This is a genomic window from Thermotoga sp. RQ7 (assembly GCF_000832145.1).
GTDB lineage: Bacteria > Thermotogota > Thermotogae > Thermotogales > Thermotogaceae > Thermotoga > Thermotoga neapolitana.
In genome coordinates, this window is record NZ_CP007633.1 from 1,822,159 (window position 1) to 1,835,139 (window position 12,981).

The window sequence follows — 12,981 nt, forward strand, 5'->3', positions numbered from 1 at the left end:
CTCCGTTCGTTTTTTGATTTATAGTGTAACATAAATTATTGGGAAGGTGATCTTCGGTGGACGAATACCTGGAGTACCTCAAAGTGGTTAAAAAAAGAAGCGAAAGGACGCTGTATCAATACAGATCTATTCTAAGAGAATTCACCAGGTTCGAGCCCATCACTCCAGAAACCTGGAAGGAGTATCTCAACACAATATCGAAGAACGCTCCCGCTACCCAGAGGAACAAGCTCGTCGTTGTGAAGAACTACCTGAACTGGAGAGCGGATAGAGGACTGCTGAACGCGGAAGAGCGCTTCTGGAACGAAGCAGAGCCTCCCCGTCATACGGTGTTACCAAAAGCCATTGAACTCGATGAAGTCCGTCGTATTATCGAAGCGTGTGACAACCCTCTGTACAGAGCGATATTCAAAGTGCTCGCCAATACCGGGATGCGAGTATCGGAGATTGTGAATCTGTCAGTTCACGATATTTCGGTGAACGAAACTGCCAGGATAAGAATAAAGGGAAAGGGAAACAAGGAAAGAATCATCAACGTCTCAAAGGATCTGGTGGAAGAACTCGTGAGATCTGGTTTCTTCGAGAAAAAGCCCTCTGTTCGCTCGATACAGAGGGCCGTCAAACGATACGCCAGAAAGGCTGGAATAAGAAAAAAGGTGACACCACACATTTTCAGACATTCCTTCGCTGTTGCTTTGATAGAGCGAGGAATTCCCCTGAACAAGATACAGGCCCTTCTTGGTCACGCCAACATTTCAACCACTTCCATATATCTAAAAATAGCAAGCGAAGGGGTTGAAGTACCAAAAATTATTTGACGTAAAATAAGAGTAGTCATACCAAGAAATATTCTATCAATTAATATTCTGAATAATCAAATTTTGACATACCTACACTTTGTTTCTTTATATCATCTAAAGTAGATAATGAAGTAATACATTTCTATACAATACAGTATCGTAAACTAACATTTCTTGGTTGTTACCGAAAGATTATTTCGAAACATCCTCGATGGTTCTGTTCAATTTGCCGCTTGTCAGGCCTTCCAGATCCAGCGTCACAAAGGAAAAACCTATTTTTCGAAGGTTTGAGACGATTTTCTCTCTTTTCTCCATGAAGACCTTCATATTCTCCTTCTTTACTTCTATCACTGCTAATCTGTACGGGAAAAATCTCACCCTCACTTCCTCAAAACCAAGATCTCTGAGAAAATTCTCTGCCGCCTCCACCATTCTGACCTTCTCCGTGTCCAGGCCAAAACCGTATGGAAACCTGGAGCACAGGCAAGCCATGGCAGGCTTGTTCCAGGTTGGAAGGCTCAGTTTTCTGGAAAAATCCCTGATTTCCTCCTTTGTCACTTCGAACTCTATAAAGGGATGCCAGATCCCATCTTCCGTGGAAGCCTTCACGCCCGGTCTGTAATCTTGAAGGTCAGAGAAGTTCAACCCATCTGCTATCACTTCGAATCCATGTTCTTTTGCCCAGTTTTTCACAACACTGTCTCTCAGTTTTCTGCACAGATAACACCTGTCTGGAGGATTTTCTATGAGATGTCTACTTTTGAGTTCGTTCAACTCGATGAATTCATGTCTTATTCCGATGAGCCCTGCCAGTCTTTTTGCCTCTTCTATTTCCCTTCTTGGAATGACGGGGGAATCTATTGTGAGTGCTACACTGTTTTCACCCAGTGCGTCGTAAGTGAGTTTTGCAAGGAGTGTACTGTCCACTCCTCCTGAGAACATCACCACGACTTTCTTTTTCTCTCTCAAAACCTCCATGATTTTTTTGATCTTGCTCATCTTTCTGCACTCCCGATTCTTCTCAGAATCCTCACGGCGGCTGCGGCAGCACCGACGGTGTTTCCTATGTTCACCACAAGAAGGCCTGGAACACACGTCTGAAGCATCGTTGTAAGAGCTCCCGTGCCCTCTCCACCGTGTCCGTAACCGATGGGTGTGGGAACTGCTATCACGGGAAGATCCGTCAGAGATGCTACGAGAGAAGGTAAAATTCCCTCCATTCCAGCGAAAACCATGATGAGATCAGCATCTTTTACCTGTTTCAACGCATAAAAAGACCGGTGTATTCCTGCAACACCTGCGTCATAAACCTTCCTCACTGTGACACCGAGCTCTTCGAGTATGAGAGAAGTTTCTTCAGCGAAGGGAACATCAGAAGTCCCCGCAGTTATTACGCCCACTGTTCCATCCAGTCTTTCTGGAAAATTTCCCTTCTTCACAACCAGAAGCCTGCCTGCTTCTTTTATTTCATACTCTCTGAATCTGTCCTTTACCACCTTTTTCTTTTCCTCGTCCAGATGGGAAACAAAAGCGATTCCCTTCTTCTCCAGGAACTTTTCCACGGCCAGGATTATGTGCTTGGTTGTCTTTCCAGATGCAAAAACGACCTCAGGAAAGCCCTGCCGTCTTTCTCTTTCCAGATCCAGCATCAACTCATCAGTTCTTTCATAGAAAGTCTCCAGAATCTTCTTTTCTGCTTCCTCGAGCGCTATTTCACCCTTTAAAAGGGCATTCAGGATGCTCTCAAACATTTCCTTGAACCTCCGATATCTTCCTGTAGACTGCGCTGTATATCTCTTTGAGAGGCACTCCTTTTTCCTGTGCTATCTTTTTGCAGGTTTCGTACTCTGGAGAGACGTTCACGACTTCAGAATCAAAATATGCCACTTTCACGGGGATCTTTCCGTATTCTGTCTCCAGTGTTATCACCTTGCGAGGCGCTTCCACCTTTTCGAGGTGTAGGATCCTTGCACCTATACTGGTACTTTCTTTGAAGAGAACCTTCAGGATCTGGTCTCTTTTTTCCTCAGAACACAGGACAGAAACTTTCACAGCCGGGCGGTTCTTCTTCATGTATATGGGGGTGTAGAAAACGTCCTTTGCACCCGTTTCGAACAGTTTTTCCATGAGGTATCCAAAAAGTTGAGGATTCATATCGTCCACGTTTGTCTCTATGAGGATGTCTCTTTCACTTTTTCCTTCCAGAAAGCCAAGGTAGCCTCGAAGAACGTTCGGTATCTCAAGATCTCTTGTCCCTGCCCCGTATCCCACCTTCTCTATTCTCAGAATAGGCGTTTTGAACTCGTCGACCAGTTCTTTCAGGATCACGGCTCCCGTTGGTGTGACGAGTTCTGCCCGCACCTTTTGATCCATGTAGATCGGTATTCCCTTCAGAAGTTCGGCGGTTGCCGGGGCTGGGACCGGGTATCTACCGTGTTCTGTCATCACAAAACCGCTTCCTGTGTTGACGGCGCCGCAGAAGACTCTTTCCACACCGAGGAGTTCCAGCCCTACCACGGCTCCTGCGATCTCTATCACCGCGTCCATGGCCCCCACTTCGTGGAAATGAATCTTTTCTTTTGGAAGGCCATGAACCTTGCTTTCCGCTTCGGCGAGGGTTTCAAACATCTTCGCTGCTTTTTCCTTTGCAGGATCATCGAGCCTTTTGAGTATTTCCATTATCTCCGAAAGATGCCTTCCGTGGTGTTCATGATCTATGTGGTCTTCGTGGTGTTCTTTTCCTGGAAAGACAACGTCCACTTTCGTTGCGGTTATTCCCTTTTTGTTGACCTTCCTTATTCTCAATTCAAACTCGACGCCCAATTTTGAAAGGCGTTTTTTGAGCTCCTCAGGATCAACACCCAGATCGACAAGAAGCCCAAGGAACATATCACCGGCAATTCCGGAAAACGGATCGAGGTAGAGAATCTTCTCCATTTCTCTGCTCCCTCCTTTAGAAATGAGTATATACTAATTGCCTTTCCGAACCAAGTAACATCTGAATTAAAACGAAGCACATCGAAGAAATTCGAGTGAGAATACTAATAGAACGCCTGCGAGGGAGGGATGTAGAGGATGCAGTGGAAAGACGTTGAGCCTCTGGTGAACGAACTTCTGAAGTTTCCTATCTCTTCTTCTGAAGACTTCAGAAATTTTGTCAACAGGGTAACGGATTTCTTCGACCAGGTGGAGGAGGAACACGCCTGGCTCTACATCAGAATGACTGTGAACGCAGACAACAAAGAGTACGCAAAAGCCTACGAGGAGTTTATGAAAGAGGTCGTTGCAAAACTCAGACCCTATGAACAGAAGATCAAAGAAAAGATCGTCGAAAACGAACGTTTTGCACCACTTGGATACGAGCACATGATAAAGATCCTCAAAAACGACGTGGAACTCTTCAGGGAAGAGAACATCCCTCTTCAGGTGAAGGAGAGCATACTGGCCAAAAACTATGGAACACTCGTTGGAAGCATCGAGGTGGAATTCAAGGGAGAAAAGAAAACCCTCCAGCAACTCTCCGCCTATCTGAAGGACCCCGACAGGTCCACAAGAGAACTTGCCTGGAGGAAAAGATACGAAGGAATATGGAGAGTGAGAGAAAAACTTAACGAACTCTTCGACGAACTCAAGGACATAAGACACCAGCAGGCTCTGAACGCCGGCTTCTCCAACTACAGAGACTACATGCACAGGTTGAAGGGAAGATTCGAATACGCACCGGAGGATCTGTTTGAGTTTCACTCTGCTGTGGAGAAAGAAGTGGTTCCGTACCTGATGGAAAGAACAAAACTCAGACAGAAAAAACTCGGTGTTGAGAGTGTAAGGCCGTGGGACACAGCGGTGGATGTGGATGGTAAAGTGTTGAAGCCATTTTCTTCGATAGACGAGTTCGTAGAAAAAACACAGCGGGCCCTGGAAAGAGTGAACCCTCTCTTTGCAGAAAGGTTTCGCCTCATGAAAGAGAAAAGACTCCTTGACCTTGAAAACAGAAAAGGAAAGGCTCCAGGTGGCTACAACCACACACTTCCAAAGACGGGCGCTCCTTTCATCTTCATGAACGCGGTTGGACAGCCAGGGGATGTGAGAACGATCTTTCATGAGCTGGGGCACTCGATGCATTCGTTTGAAACACTGAGCCTCCCTGTGTTTTACAGACCCCACAGAATGGAAGTCGCTGAACTTGCTTCGATGTCAATGGAACTCATCTCCATGGAGTACTGGAATGAGTTCTACGAAGACCAGGAAGATCTCAGGAAGGCAAAGATCGAAGAACTCGAAGGAGCGCTTTACTTTTTGCCGTGGTGCACGATAGTGGACGCCTTCCAGCACTGGATTTACACCAACCCAGATCACACACCAAAGGAAAGAGACGAGTACTTTGCTTACCTGATGGATAGGTTCAACCCAGGAGTGAACTGGTCGAATCTGGATGAGGAAAAGAAAACAAGATGGCTCTTTCAACTTCACATCTTCGAGGTGCCGTTCTATTACATAGAGTATGGAATAGCCCAGATCGGTGCTCTTGCAATTTACAGGAACTATCTGGAAGACTCAGAAAGGGTTCTTAAAAATTACACCGAATTTCTGAGGGTCGGATGCTCTCTTCCAATCGATAAGGCCTATGAAACAGCAGGAATAAAGCTGGACTTTTCCAGAGACTACTTGAGGGAAATAGTGAATTTTGTTGCAGAAGAAATTGAAAAGCTGGAGATGGTATAATAACGTTTGGAAAAAAACAATAACCCAACGGGCGATGAGGCCCGCCCAAACTGCCCTGAAGAGGGCTGATGGCCTCTACTGGCTTGATCAGTAGAGGCCATTTTCTTTTGTGGGAGGGATTGAAAGTGATTCTTCCCAGCGTTCTTTTTGTGGACTCCGTGAGAACCATTCAAGTTTCCCAAGAAACCCTAAGAGACTTGAGACTTGATCGTGTGGTTCGAGAGATCGTTCAGGAACGGAATGATATTTTAGAGTATTACCTCTCACCTGTTCAGGATGAGAAAACCGTAAGGTACCGCCAGGAAGTGATGAAAGATTTGGAAAACAACGAAAAATTGCTGGAAGCCATCAGGAAGTTCGCAAAAGATATGGCATCGTTTCATCGACATATGAAAATGGTAGAGCAACTGGAGTACGAGTACAACAGAAAAGGATGGTTCCTGGAGACAGTCCTGATATATTGCGATGCGGTATCCGAACTGTCACGCGCTATGAACACTGCTAAACTCCAATCCTCTGGACTGAGAAAATTTCGAGAGTACCTGAAAAGCTACGTTCGTTCTTCTTCCTTCGTTTCTCTTAAAGAAGAGGCTCAAAATGTGAAACTGAAGCTCTCAAATGTAAACTACTGTATCATTATAAAACCCGGCATGTTCACGGTGAAACCCTACGAAGGAGAAAAAGAATACTCCCCGGAGATAGAGAAGGTGTTCTCAAGATTCAACCGCGAGAAATGCGCGGACGAGTTTCAATTCGATATTGAAGAGGGGCTGGGGATGAGCCATATTGAAGCAAGGATTCTGGAGTTCGTATCGAGATTGTATCCAGAGCCCTTTATAACACTTGACCTTTTTTGCGAAAGAAACGGGCGTTTTACTGATAAAGTTATTCTGAACTTTGAGAGGGAAATACAGTTTTATCTCTCGTACTTGGATTTCATGGAACCTCTGAGAAAAAAGGGATTACCTTTCTGCTATCCTGAGGTGTCTTCTGATAAAAGCGAATACGTGGAAGACGCTTTCGACATAGCACTAGCCAGTGGTTTGCTGGATACCAGGCAGCTTGTTTTCAATGATTTTTATCTTGAAAACCCAGAGAGGGTGATCGTCGTGACAGGACCGAACCAGGGTGGTAAAACAACCTTCGCAAGGATGATTGGTCAACTTCATTATCTTGCCGCCCTGGGACTTCCCATTCCCGCGAGACGAGCGCGTTTGTTTTTACCCGACGCTATCTTCACTCATTTCGAAAGAGAGGAAAGGGTGCAGGATCAAATGAGCAAACTAGAAAACGACATCCTCCGTGTAAAAGACATCCTCGAAAGCACTTCCTCCGAAAGTTTGATCATATTGAATGAGATTTTTTCTTCGGCTGCACTGAGTGATGCTCTGTTTTTGAGCAAAGAAATTATGAAAACTATTTTGGAACGTGATTGCTTGTGTGTATGGGTTACCTTCCTTGATGAACTATCCAGAATGAATGAGAAAATTGTGAGCATGGTCGCAACTGTCTCCCCTCAGGATCCAGCTGTGAGAACTTTCAAAATCATCAGAAAACCGGCTGATGGACGATCGTACGCTGTTTCGCTGGCGGAAAAGTATGGTCTCACATATTGGAAAATAAGGGAGCGTGTTGAACCATGAGAGTACTTTTGATGTACCCAGACAAGGATTTCAATTTGAAAAGAGAGTTGCCTTTCAATGCAGATGATTTGACAAGAGATCTCGGTTTAGATGTGATATTCGATCACATGGCAAAGGGAGATGGTTACCTGTATAGTGTTGTGAGAAATGTCATTCTGAATCCAGAAACCGATCTGGAGACGATAAAGTACCGCCAGGAAATTCTCAAAGATTGTATGAAAAACCAGAACGTCGTAAGGCGGTTGTTTCAGATACCGCTGGAGGTTCAAGAAAACAAGAAGAAAAATTGGTGGGGGGTTTTTGGATGGAAAACTCCTATCAATGTCCTGAACGGCTCCAGAAAAGCTTTAGAAGCCATGCTGGTAGCGCTCAGAGAGCTTAAAAAGTTGGCAGATGAACATCGTCACAATTTTCATTCTCGAGGCTTCACAAGGTTTTTCGAGATGATAAGGACGGAACTGGATGAAGCCTACTTACAAACTGTGGAGAAGCATCTCATTAATTTGAGATTTTCAAACGGTATGTTGTTCAAAGTAAAACTCGGAAAAGGTAACGAGGGAAAAGATTACACCCTCTGCCAGCCTGACTCTTCAAGAAGCATCCTGAAAAGACTACTCAGTGTGAGACGAATGTATTCTTATAAATTACATCCAAGAGATGAAAGTGGAGCACGAGCACTGGAGAAGTTGACCAATTTGGGACTTCGCAGGGTAGCAGCCACAGTTTACTACGCGGCAGAGCATGTAGAAAAATTTTTGAACAAAATTCGAGAAGAACTGGCTTTCTATGTTGGTTGTCTCAACTTGCTGGAAGATGTAGAAAAATCGAAGATAAGTTTTCCCGATCCCAAACCAATTGATGAGGACGATGTAACCGCCTTCAGAGGGCTTTACGATCTTAGTTTGCTTCTAATAAAGAGAAATAGAGTGATAAGTAACGATCTGAACACGCGTGGTAAAAGAGTTTTTTTCATCATGGGAGCGAATCGCGGTGGGAAGACCACTTTCCTGAGAAGTATAGGGCAAGCTCAGCTGATGATGCAAGCTGGTATGTTCGTTCCGGCGTCGTACTTTGAATCGAACGTTTGCAAAGGAATTTTTACGCACTTTAAAAGAGAGGAAGATCCAAGCTTGAAGAGAGGAAAATTTGAAGAAGAACTTGTCAGAATGAATGAGATAGTCCTTCATCTGCATAGAAGGTCTATGGTGCTATTCAACGAGTCCTTCTCATCTACGAATGAAATGGAGGGTTCCGAAGTGGCCTACCAGATTGTTCGAGCTCTACTGGACAGCCGTGTTAAAGTTTTTTACGTAACACACATGTACGAACTGGCCCGCCGTTTTACAGGAGATGAAAGAGTGATGTTTCTACAAGCAGAAAGGAAACCTACCGGTGAAAGAACCTTCAAGATCAAAGAAGGCCTGCCTTCGCAGACAAGTCATGCGAAGGATATATACCTCAAAGTGTTCAGATCATCAACTTCAACTTCACCATCCTCTTGATGCACCACCACCTCCGGAGGATCCTCCTCCAAATCCCCCGGATCCACCTGATCCACCTCTGGGTCCACCGAACCCACCCGGAAACCTGGGTCCTCTGTACCAGTATCTTCCCCTTCCCATGATGGAAGAGAAGATGATGAACGCTATGACGATGATAACGATAGAAAGACCACTGATGTCCGTTCCTCTTTCGGGAAGATCGGAGGTTCCTGTGATCTCCACCCCGTACTCTCTGGCCACTTCCCTGGCAATCGCCAGATAACCGTAGTAGATACCCTTGTCGTACTCTCCCTCTTTGAAATAAGGAATCACGTATTCATCGAGGATTCTTCCTGCCTTTCCATCCGGTATGGCTCCTTCCAGACCATAACCCACCTCTATTCTCACTTTTCTGTCTTGCATAGCAACAAGAAGAAGTACTCCGTTGTTCTTCTCCTTCTGACCTATTCCCCATTCCCTGAAAAGCCGGTTCGCGTATTCTTCCACCGTGAGACCAGAAAGAGAAGGAACCACCACCACAACAACCTGAGCCGTCGTTTTTTTCTCCAGTTCTTTTCCAACGGCAACGATCTTTTCCACCGTCTCCGAATCCAGCACACCCACGTAGTCGTTCACATACTTGTACGGAGTGGGGTCTGGAAACTCAACGGAAAACGAGAGAACAAACAAAGCAATGAGGATCAAAAAAAGAATTTTTCTCATCAGAACTTCACCTCTGGCACCTGCTCTGCTCCGGCTTTTGCTTCGAAGTACTGTTTCTCTTCGAACCCAAACATCCTTGCAAAGATCACACCGGGGAACCTCTTTATAGCGGTGTTGTACCTTTTCACTGCTTCGTTGTAGTCTCTTCGAGCGACTGCAATCCTGTTTTCCGTTCCGGCGAGTTCATCCATGAGCTGGCGAAAGTTCGCGTCGGCCTTGAGATTGGGATAGTTCTCCGCTATGGCAAGAAGTCTTGAGAGGGCAGAAGAAAGTTCTGCATCAGCCTGGGCGCTCTCCTGTGGTGTTCTTGCACCTATCAGTTTCGCTCTTGCATTCGCTATCTCTTCGAGAATCTCTTTCTCGTGTGCAGCATATCCCTTCACCGTTTCCACGAGGTTGGGTATGAGATCTGCTCTCCTTTGAAGCTGGTTCTGAATCTGGCTGTACTTTTCCTTCACTTCCTGTTCCAGCGAAACAAGGTAGTTGTAGTATCCTATCGTGGTGCCGATGATGATGACCACTACGATCAGAACAATTATCAGAACGATGAGGCCCTTTTTCACAGAAATCCCTCCTTCCACTTTTAACATGTTATCATGGAATTTTATTTTTCGGTACAACACCCCTCTTTCTCAAATTCTCCACAACGAAGGGATAGGCTTCCAGATACTCCTTCTCTATCCTGCAAGGAACGGGAAGTTTCTTTTTGAGTTCACTCAGTCCTTCTTCGCCGAATAGATCGTACATTACGGCAACCCAGAAGCGCACCTTTCCATACAGGTTCTCCAGGGCTTTCAGCTGATAGTGGAAATACCACCCATCCGCGCCGGTTATTCGTTCAAAGTTTTCTTCGTCCCAGCCCTTCACATTCACTCTCACAAGAACATCAAAGTCAGTGAAAAGATCCACCAGTGATGGATCGTAGCCAAACAAAATGCCGTTTGTCTCCAGGATGAACGTTCCTTTCACGAGTTTCATCACTTCTTTTGTGTGTTCTGCCGATTTTCTTCCAAGAATCGGCTCTGCGCCGCTGATCCTGAAAAGATCGCATCTTCTTTTTCTTGAGATCTCCACGAGTTTTTCTGCCACCTCTTCCGGTGAGAAAAAGTCTCCTACCTTCTCTGACCTCATGTTCTTGAAGTAGTTCCAGCAGTAAGCACAGAGCAGGTTACACCCAACAGAGTCTGCCGTTACGATCCCGCTGTAGTACAGAGAGTACCTGAACCTGTAGTATTTTCTCCTTCCGTCTTTCATAACAAGGTTTTCTATCTTCTTTGACCTTTCAACCGGATCGAATCCCATGATATTCCCTCCGGTTTATAATGTACACGATGATCACGGCCGGCGTGGATGGTACCCGAAGAGGATGGGTGTATGCACTGGTCGAAGAACGCAAAGTTTTGGAGATAGGTCTCATGGAACGTTTCTTGTTCCCGGGATTTCCTGTGCTTGTGGACATTCCCATCGGGCTTCCGGAGACCGGTGAAAGAGTGTGTGACAAACTTGCGCGGAAGATCCTTTCAAAGCGAGCAGGATGTGTGTTCACCGTGCCTGTCAGAGAAGCGGTTTATCAGAAAACCTATGAGGACGCTCTGATGATCAACAGGAAAAAGCAGGGAAAGGGATTTTCTGTTCAGTTCTGGAACATCGTGGAAAAAGTGAGGGAAGTGGATCTCTTCTTGAGAGAAAATCCTTCACTGGTCAGTGTGATCAGAGAATCTCATCCAGAGCTTTGCTTTTTGAGGCTTTCTGGAAGACTTCTTGCCTCAAAACACACAGAAGAAGGAATTAAGCAGAGAATAGATGTTCTGAGGAGATTCCTCACACTCGATGTGAAAGAACTGAAAAAGACTGAAGAAAGACTGAAAGTTGCCCTTCACGACCTTCTCGACGCTCTGGTACTTGCCCTCTCCGGACAGTTCTCACTGGAGACGATCCCCGAAAACCCACCGAACGATCGCTACGGTCTTCCGATGAGCATAAAAATCCCAAAGATCATCAATGGAAGATGGAACTTTCTGTCTACCGTGTCTCCCTCACGTTTTCCCAGCGTTTTGCTTCAGAGTCTGGTAGGATATTAAAGGATGAAAAAAATCACCATCAGAGCCTTTACCTCTCTTCAAAAGAGATAGGGTTTCAGAAGGTGAAGCAGGAAAAACGCTAAGGGAGAAACTTCCAGGTATCTGCGAAAGATTATTCAACCTCATCGTGATGAAAATCCACAAAAGCGTGCCCGTGTGGAAGTAGCGGATTAGAGAGGTTGGAAAATAAAAAAGCCAGCGTTGATGAATTCAAGGACCCTGAACACATGAAATTCTCCTGATGAGGAGGGAAAGTATGAAAAAAGCGACAAGTTTGATAATGCTGATTCTCACCGCCACGATCTTCGCCGTGCATCCTCTGGACGTTCTCACTCGAGAAAGAGGAACTTCTCTTTACGAAACGAAGATCTCAACCACTACCCAGGAGGGTGAGGAAATATACGTTCTCAAATCCTATGGAATGAAATGGCAGGAGATTCAGTGGTTTCACAGGATGGGTATCATTCTTCCATCCAATCTACGATACAAAGATCGAGCATTCCTGCTGATAACAGGTGGGAGCAGGAAAGAGGAAAACGAAGGTTACTACAGGTCGTTTCTGGAGGACGTCCTGGAGTATCTGTGGGTGGCGAGAATGTTCGAGTCTCCCTTCGTGGTTGTGGGAGATGTTCCCAATCAACCGATCTTTGGCCTCAGAGAAGATGCGTTGATTGCAGAGACGTTCAGAATGTACCTTGAAAAACCCGATCCATACCTTCCGCTCCTTGTTCCCATGACCTACGGTGTGATAAAGGCCATGGACACGGCACAGGACTTTCTGGAAAAGAAAGGCTTTGAAATAAAGGGTTTCATGGTTTCTGGTGCTTCAAAGAGAGGATGGACTACGTACCTTGCAGCGATTTTCGATCCACGGGTCTTTGCCATCGCTCCCATGGTGTACGACAATCTGAACATAGAGGCGCAACTTCTTCATCAAAAGGAGTACTACGGCACTTACAGTGAAAAGCTGAAGGATTATCGGGAAAGAGGACTCTTAGATCTGATAGAAAATGAACAGGGGAAGGAACTTCTCGAGATAGTCGATCCGTACGCTATGAGGTTGAGGCTTGATCTTCCCAAGGTTCTTGTGCTCGGCACGAATGACGAGTACTGGACGGTCGATTCGGCAAATCTCTACGTGGACGACTTGCCAGGTGAGACCTTCCTTTTCTACTCTCCAAACGACAGACACAGCCTGAAAAACATCAAAGAGATCGTAGAAACGGTCTCTTCGTTCTTCAAACTCTATCCGAATTTGCCCAAAGTTGAATTCCATTACGACAATGGAAAGATTTTCGTTGAGAAAGAACCGGAAATAGTGGATGCAGAACTGTGGTTTGCAAGATCGAAGAGCAGAGATTTCAGAGAGGCGGTGTGGTTCAGGAAAAGTGTTGAAGAAAATGGCGATTCATTGATCGGAGTACCTCCCGAGAAACCGGAAGGTTTTTATCAAGCCTATTTTTTGAGGGTTGTTCTTGATATTGGTGGTTTGAGAATGAAAGTTTGCAGCAAGATTGTGGTTGAATAGCGA

Annotated in this window: 12 protein-coding genes and 1 riboswitch; of the genes, 6 read left to right on the plus strand and 6 right to left on the minus strand. The window is 45.5% G+C overall.

The genetic code is table 11. The features are described 5' to 3' along the window. Window positions 1–56: 56 nt before the first annotated feature. A complete protein-coding gene (locus TRQ7_RS09290) occupies window positions 57–818 on the plus strand; it encodes a tyrosine-type recombinase/integrase (RefSeq protein WP_041844507.1) in 762 nt (253 codons plus the stop codon). Between the two features lie 174 nt (window positions 819–992). Here TRQ7_RS09290 and larE read toward each other — a convergent pair whose 3' ends face one another. The 3 genes from larE to larC are packed head-to-tail and all read right to left on the minus strand — an operon-like array spanning window position 993 to window position 3,737. After that, complete coding sequence (gene larE / locus TRQ7_RS09295; protein WP_041844508.1) at window positions 993–1,799, minus strand: ATP-dependent sacrificial sulfur transferase LarE; 807 nt, start codon at window positions 1,797–1,799, stop codon at window positions 993–995. Continuing rightward, the gene (gene larB / locus TRQ7_RS09300; RefSeq protein ID WP_041844509.1) at window positions 1,796–2,551 is read right to left on the minus strand and encodes a nickel pincer cofactor biosynthesis protein LarB; all 756 of its coding nucleotides are present in this window, start codon (window positions 2,549–2,551) and stop codon (window positions 1,796–1,798) included. The genes larE and larB overlap by 4 nt, the downstream gene beginning before the upstream one ends. Next, a complete protein-coding gene (gene larC / locus TRQ7_RS09305; protein WP_041844510.1) occupies window positions 2,544–3,737 on the minus strand; it encodes a nickel pincer cofactor biosynthesis protein LarC in 1,194 nt (397 codons plus the stop codon). The genes larB and larC overlap by 8 nt, the downstream gene beginning before the upstream one ends. A gap of 138 nt (window positions 3,738–3,875) precedes the next feature. On the opposite strand from larC, the gene TRQ7_RS09310 reads away from it, so the two are divergent. From TRQ7_RS09310 to TRQ7_RS09320, 3 genes are all read left to right on the plus strand, one after another. Further along, window positions 3,876–5,522, plus strand: coding sequence for a M3 family oligoendopeptidase (locus TRQ7_RS09310; protein ID WP_041844511.1), 1,647 nt, complete (start codon window positions 3,876–3,878; stop codon window positions 5,520–5,522). A gap of 21 nt (window positions 5,523–5,543) precedes the next feature. Next, window positions 5,544–5,607: riboswitch (Fluoride riboswitch) on the plus strand. Between the two features lie 112 nt (window positions 5,608–5,719). Continuing rightward, window positions 5,720–7,165, plus strand: coding sequence for a DNA mismatch repair protein MutS (locus tag TRQ7_RS09315; protein WP_236681715.1), 1,446 nt, complete (start codon window positions 5,720–5,722; stop codon window positions 7,163–7,165). Next, on the plus strand, window positions 7,162–8,667 hold the full coding sequence (locus tag TRQ7_RS09320) for a DNA mismatch repair protein MutS (RefSeq protein WP_041844512.1): 1,506 nt from the start codon (window positions 7,162–7,164) through the stop codon (window positions 8,665–8,667). Before TRQ7_RS09315 ends, TRQ7_RS09320 begins: the two co-directional genes overlap by 4 nt. Here TRQ7_RS09320 and TRQ7_RS09325 read toward each other — a convergent pair. From TRQ7_RS09325 to TRQ7_RS09335, 3 genes are read right to left on the minus strand one after another with little or no spacing between them, the layout of a single operon-like run. Beyond that, window positions 8,653–9,369 carry a TPM domain-containing protein gene (locus tag TRQ7_RS09325; protein WP_012311370.1) on the minus strand — a complete coding sequence of 239 codons (717 nt, stop codon included), beginning with the start codon at window positions 9,367–9,369 and terminating at the stop codon, window positions 8,653–8,655. The genes TRQ7_RS09320 and TRQ7_RS09325 overlap by 15 nt on opposite strands. After that, entirely contained in the window at window positions 9,369–9,932 is a 564-nt protein-coding gene (locus TRQ7_RS09330) for a LemA family protein (RefSeq protein ID WP_012896679.1), read from the minus strand. Before TRQ7_RS09330 ends, TRQ7_RS09325 begins: the two co-directional genes overlap by 1 nt. 31 nt (window positions 9,933–9,963) lie before the next feature. After that, window positions 9,964–10,671 (minus strand): radical SAM protein, encoded by a 708-nt coding sequence (locus tag TRQ7_RS09335; protein WP_012311372.1) that lies wholly within the window; start codon window positions 10,669–10,671, stop codon window positions 9,964–9,966. A gap of 29 nt (window positions 10,672–10,700) precedes the next feature. Between TRQ7_RS09335 and TRQ7_RS09340 the strand changes: the two genes are divergently transcribed. Beyond that, window positions 10,701–11,450, plus strand: coding sequence for a DUF429 domain-containing protein (locus tag TRQ7_RS09340; protein WP_236681716.1), 750 nt, complete (start codon window positions 10,701–10,703; stop codon window positions 11,448–11,450). 256 nt (window positions 11,451–11,706) lie between these two features. Further along, window positions 11,707–12,978 (plus strand): PhoPQ-activated protein PqaA family protein, encoded by a 1,272-nt coding sequence (locus TRQ7_RS09345; RefSeq protein WP_041844514.1) that lies wholly within the window; start codon window positions 11,707–11,709, stop codon window positions 12,976–12,978. Window positions 12,979–12,981: the final 3 nt, after the last annotated feature.

Coding starts and splice junctions, on each gene's coding strand:
- TRQ7_RS09335 (WP_012311372.1), bottom strand. CDS start 10,671: ATGGGATTCGATCCGGTTGAAAGGTCAAAGAAGATAGAAAACCTTGTT.
- TRQ7_RS09345 (WP_041844514.1), top strand. CDS start 11,707: ATGAAAAAAGCGACAAGTTTGATAATGCTGATTCTCACCGCCACGATC.
- larE (WP_041844508.1), bottom strand. CDS start 1,799: ATGAGCAAGATCAAAAAAATCATGGAGGTTTTGAGAGAGAAAAAGAAA.
- larC (WP_041844510.1), bottom strand. CDS start 3,737: ATGGAGAAGATTCTCTACCTCGATCCGTTTTCCGGAATTGCCGGTGAT.
- TRQ7_RS09340 (WP_236681716.1), top strand. CDS start 10,701: ATGATCACGGCCGGCGTGGATGGTACCCGAAGAGGATGGGTGTATGCA.
- larB (WP_041844509.1), bottom strand. CDS start 2,551: ATGTTTGAGAGCATCCTGAATGCCCTTTTAAAGGGTGAAATAGCGCTC.
- TRQ7_RS09310 (WP_041844511.1), top strand. CDS start 3,876: ATGCAGTGGAAAGACGTTGAGCCTCTGGTGAACGAACTTCTGAAGTTT.
- TRQ7_RS09325 (WP_012311370.1), bottom strand. CDS start 9,369: ATGAGAAAAATTCTTTTTTTGATCCTCATTGCTTTGTTTGTTCTCTCG.
- TRQ7_RS09320 (WP_041844512.1), top strand. CDS start 7,162: ATGAGAGTACTTTTGATGTACCCAGACAAGGATTTCAATTTGAAAAGA.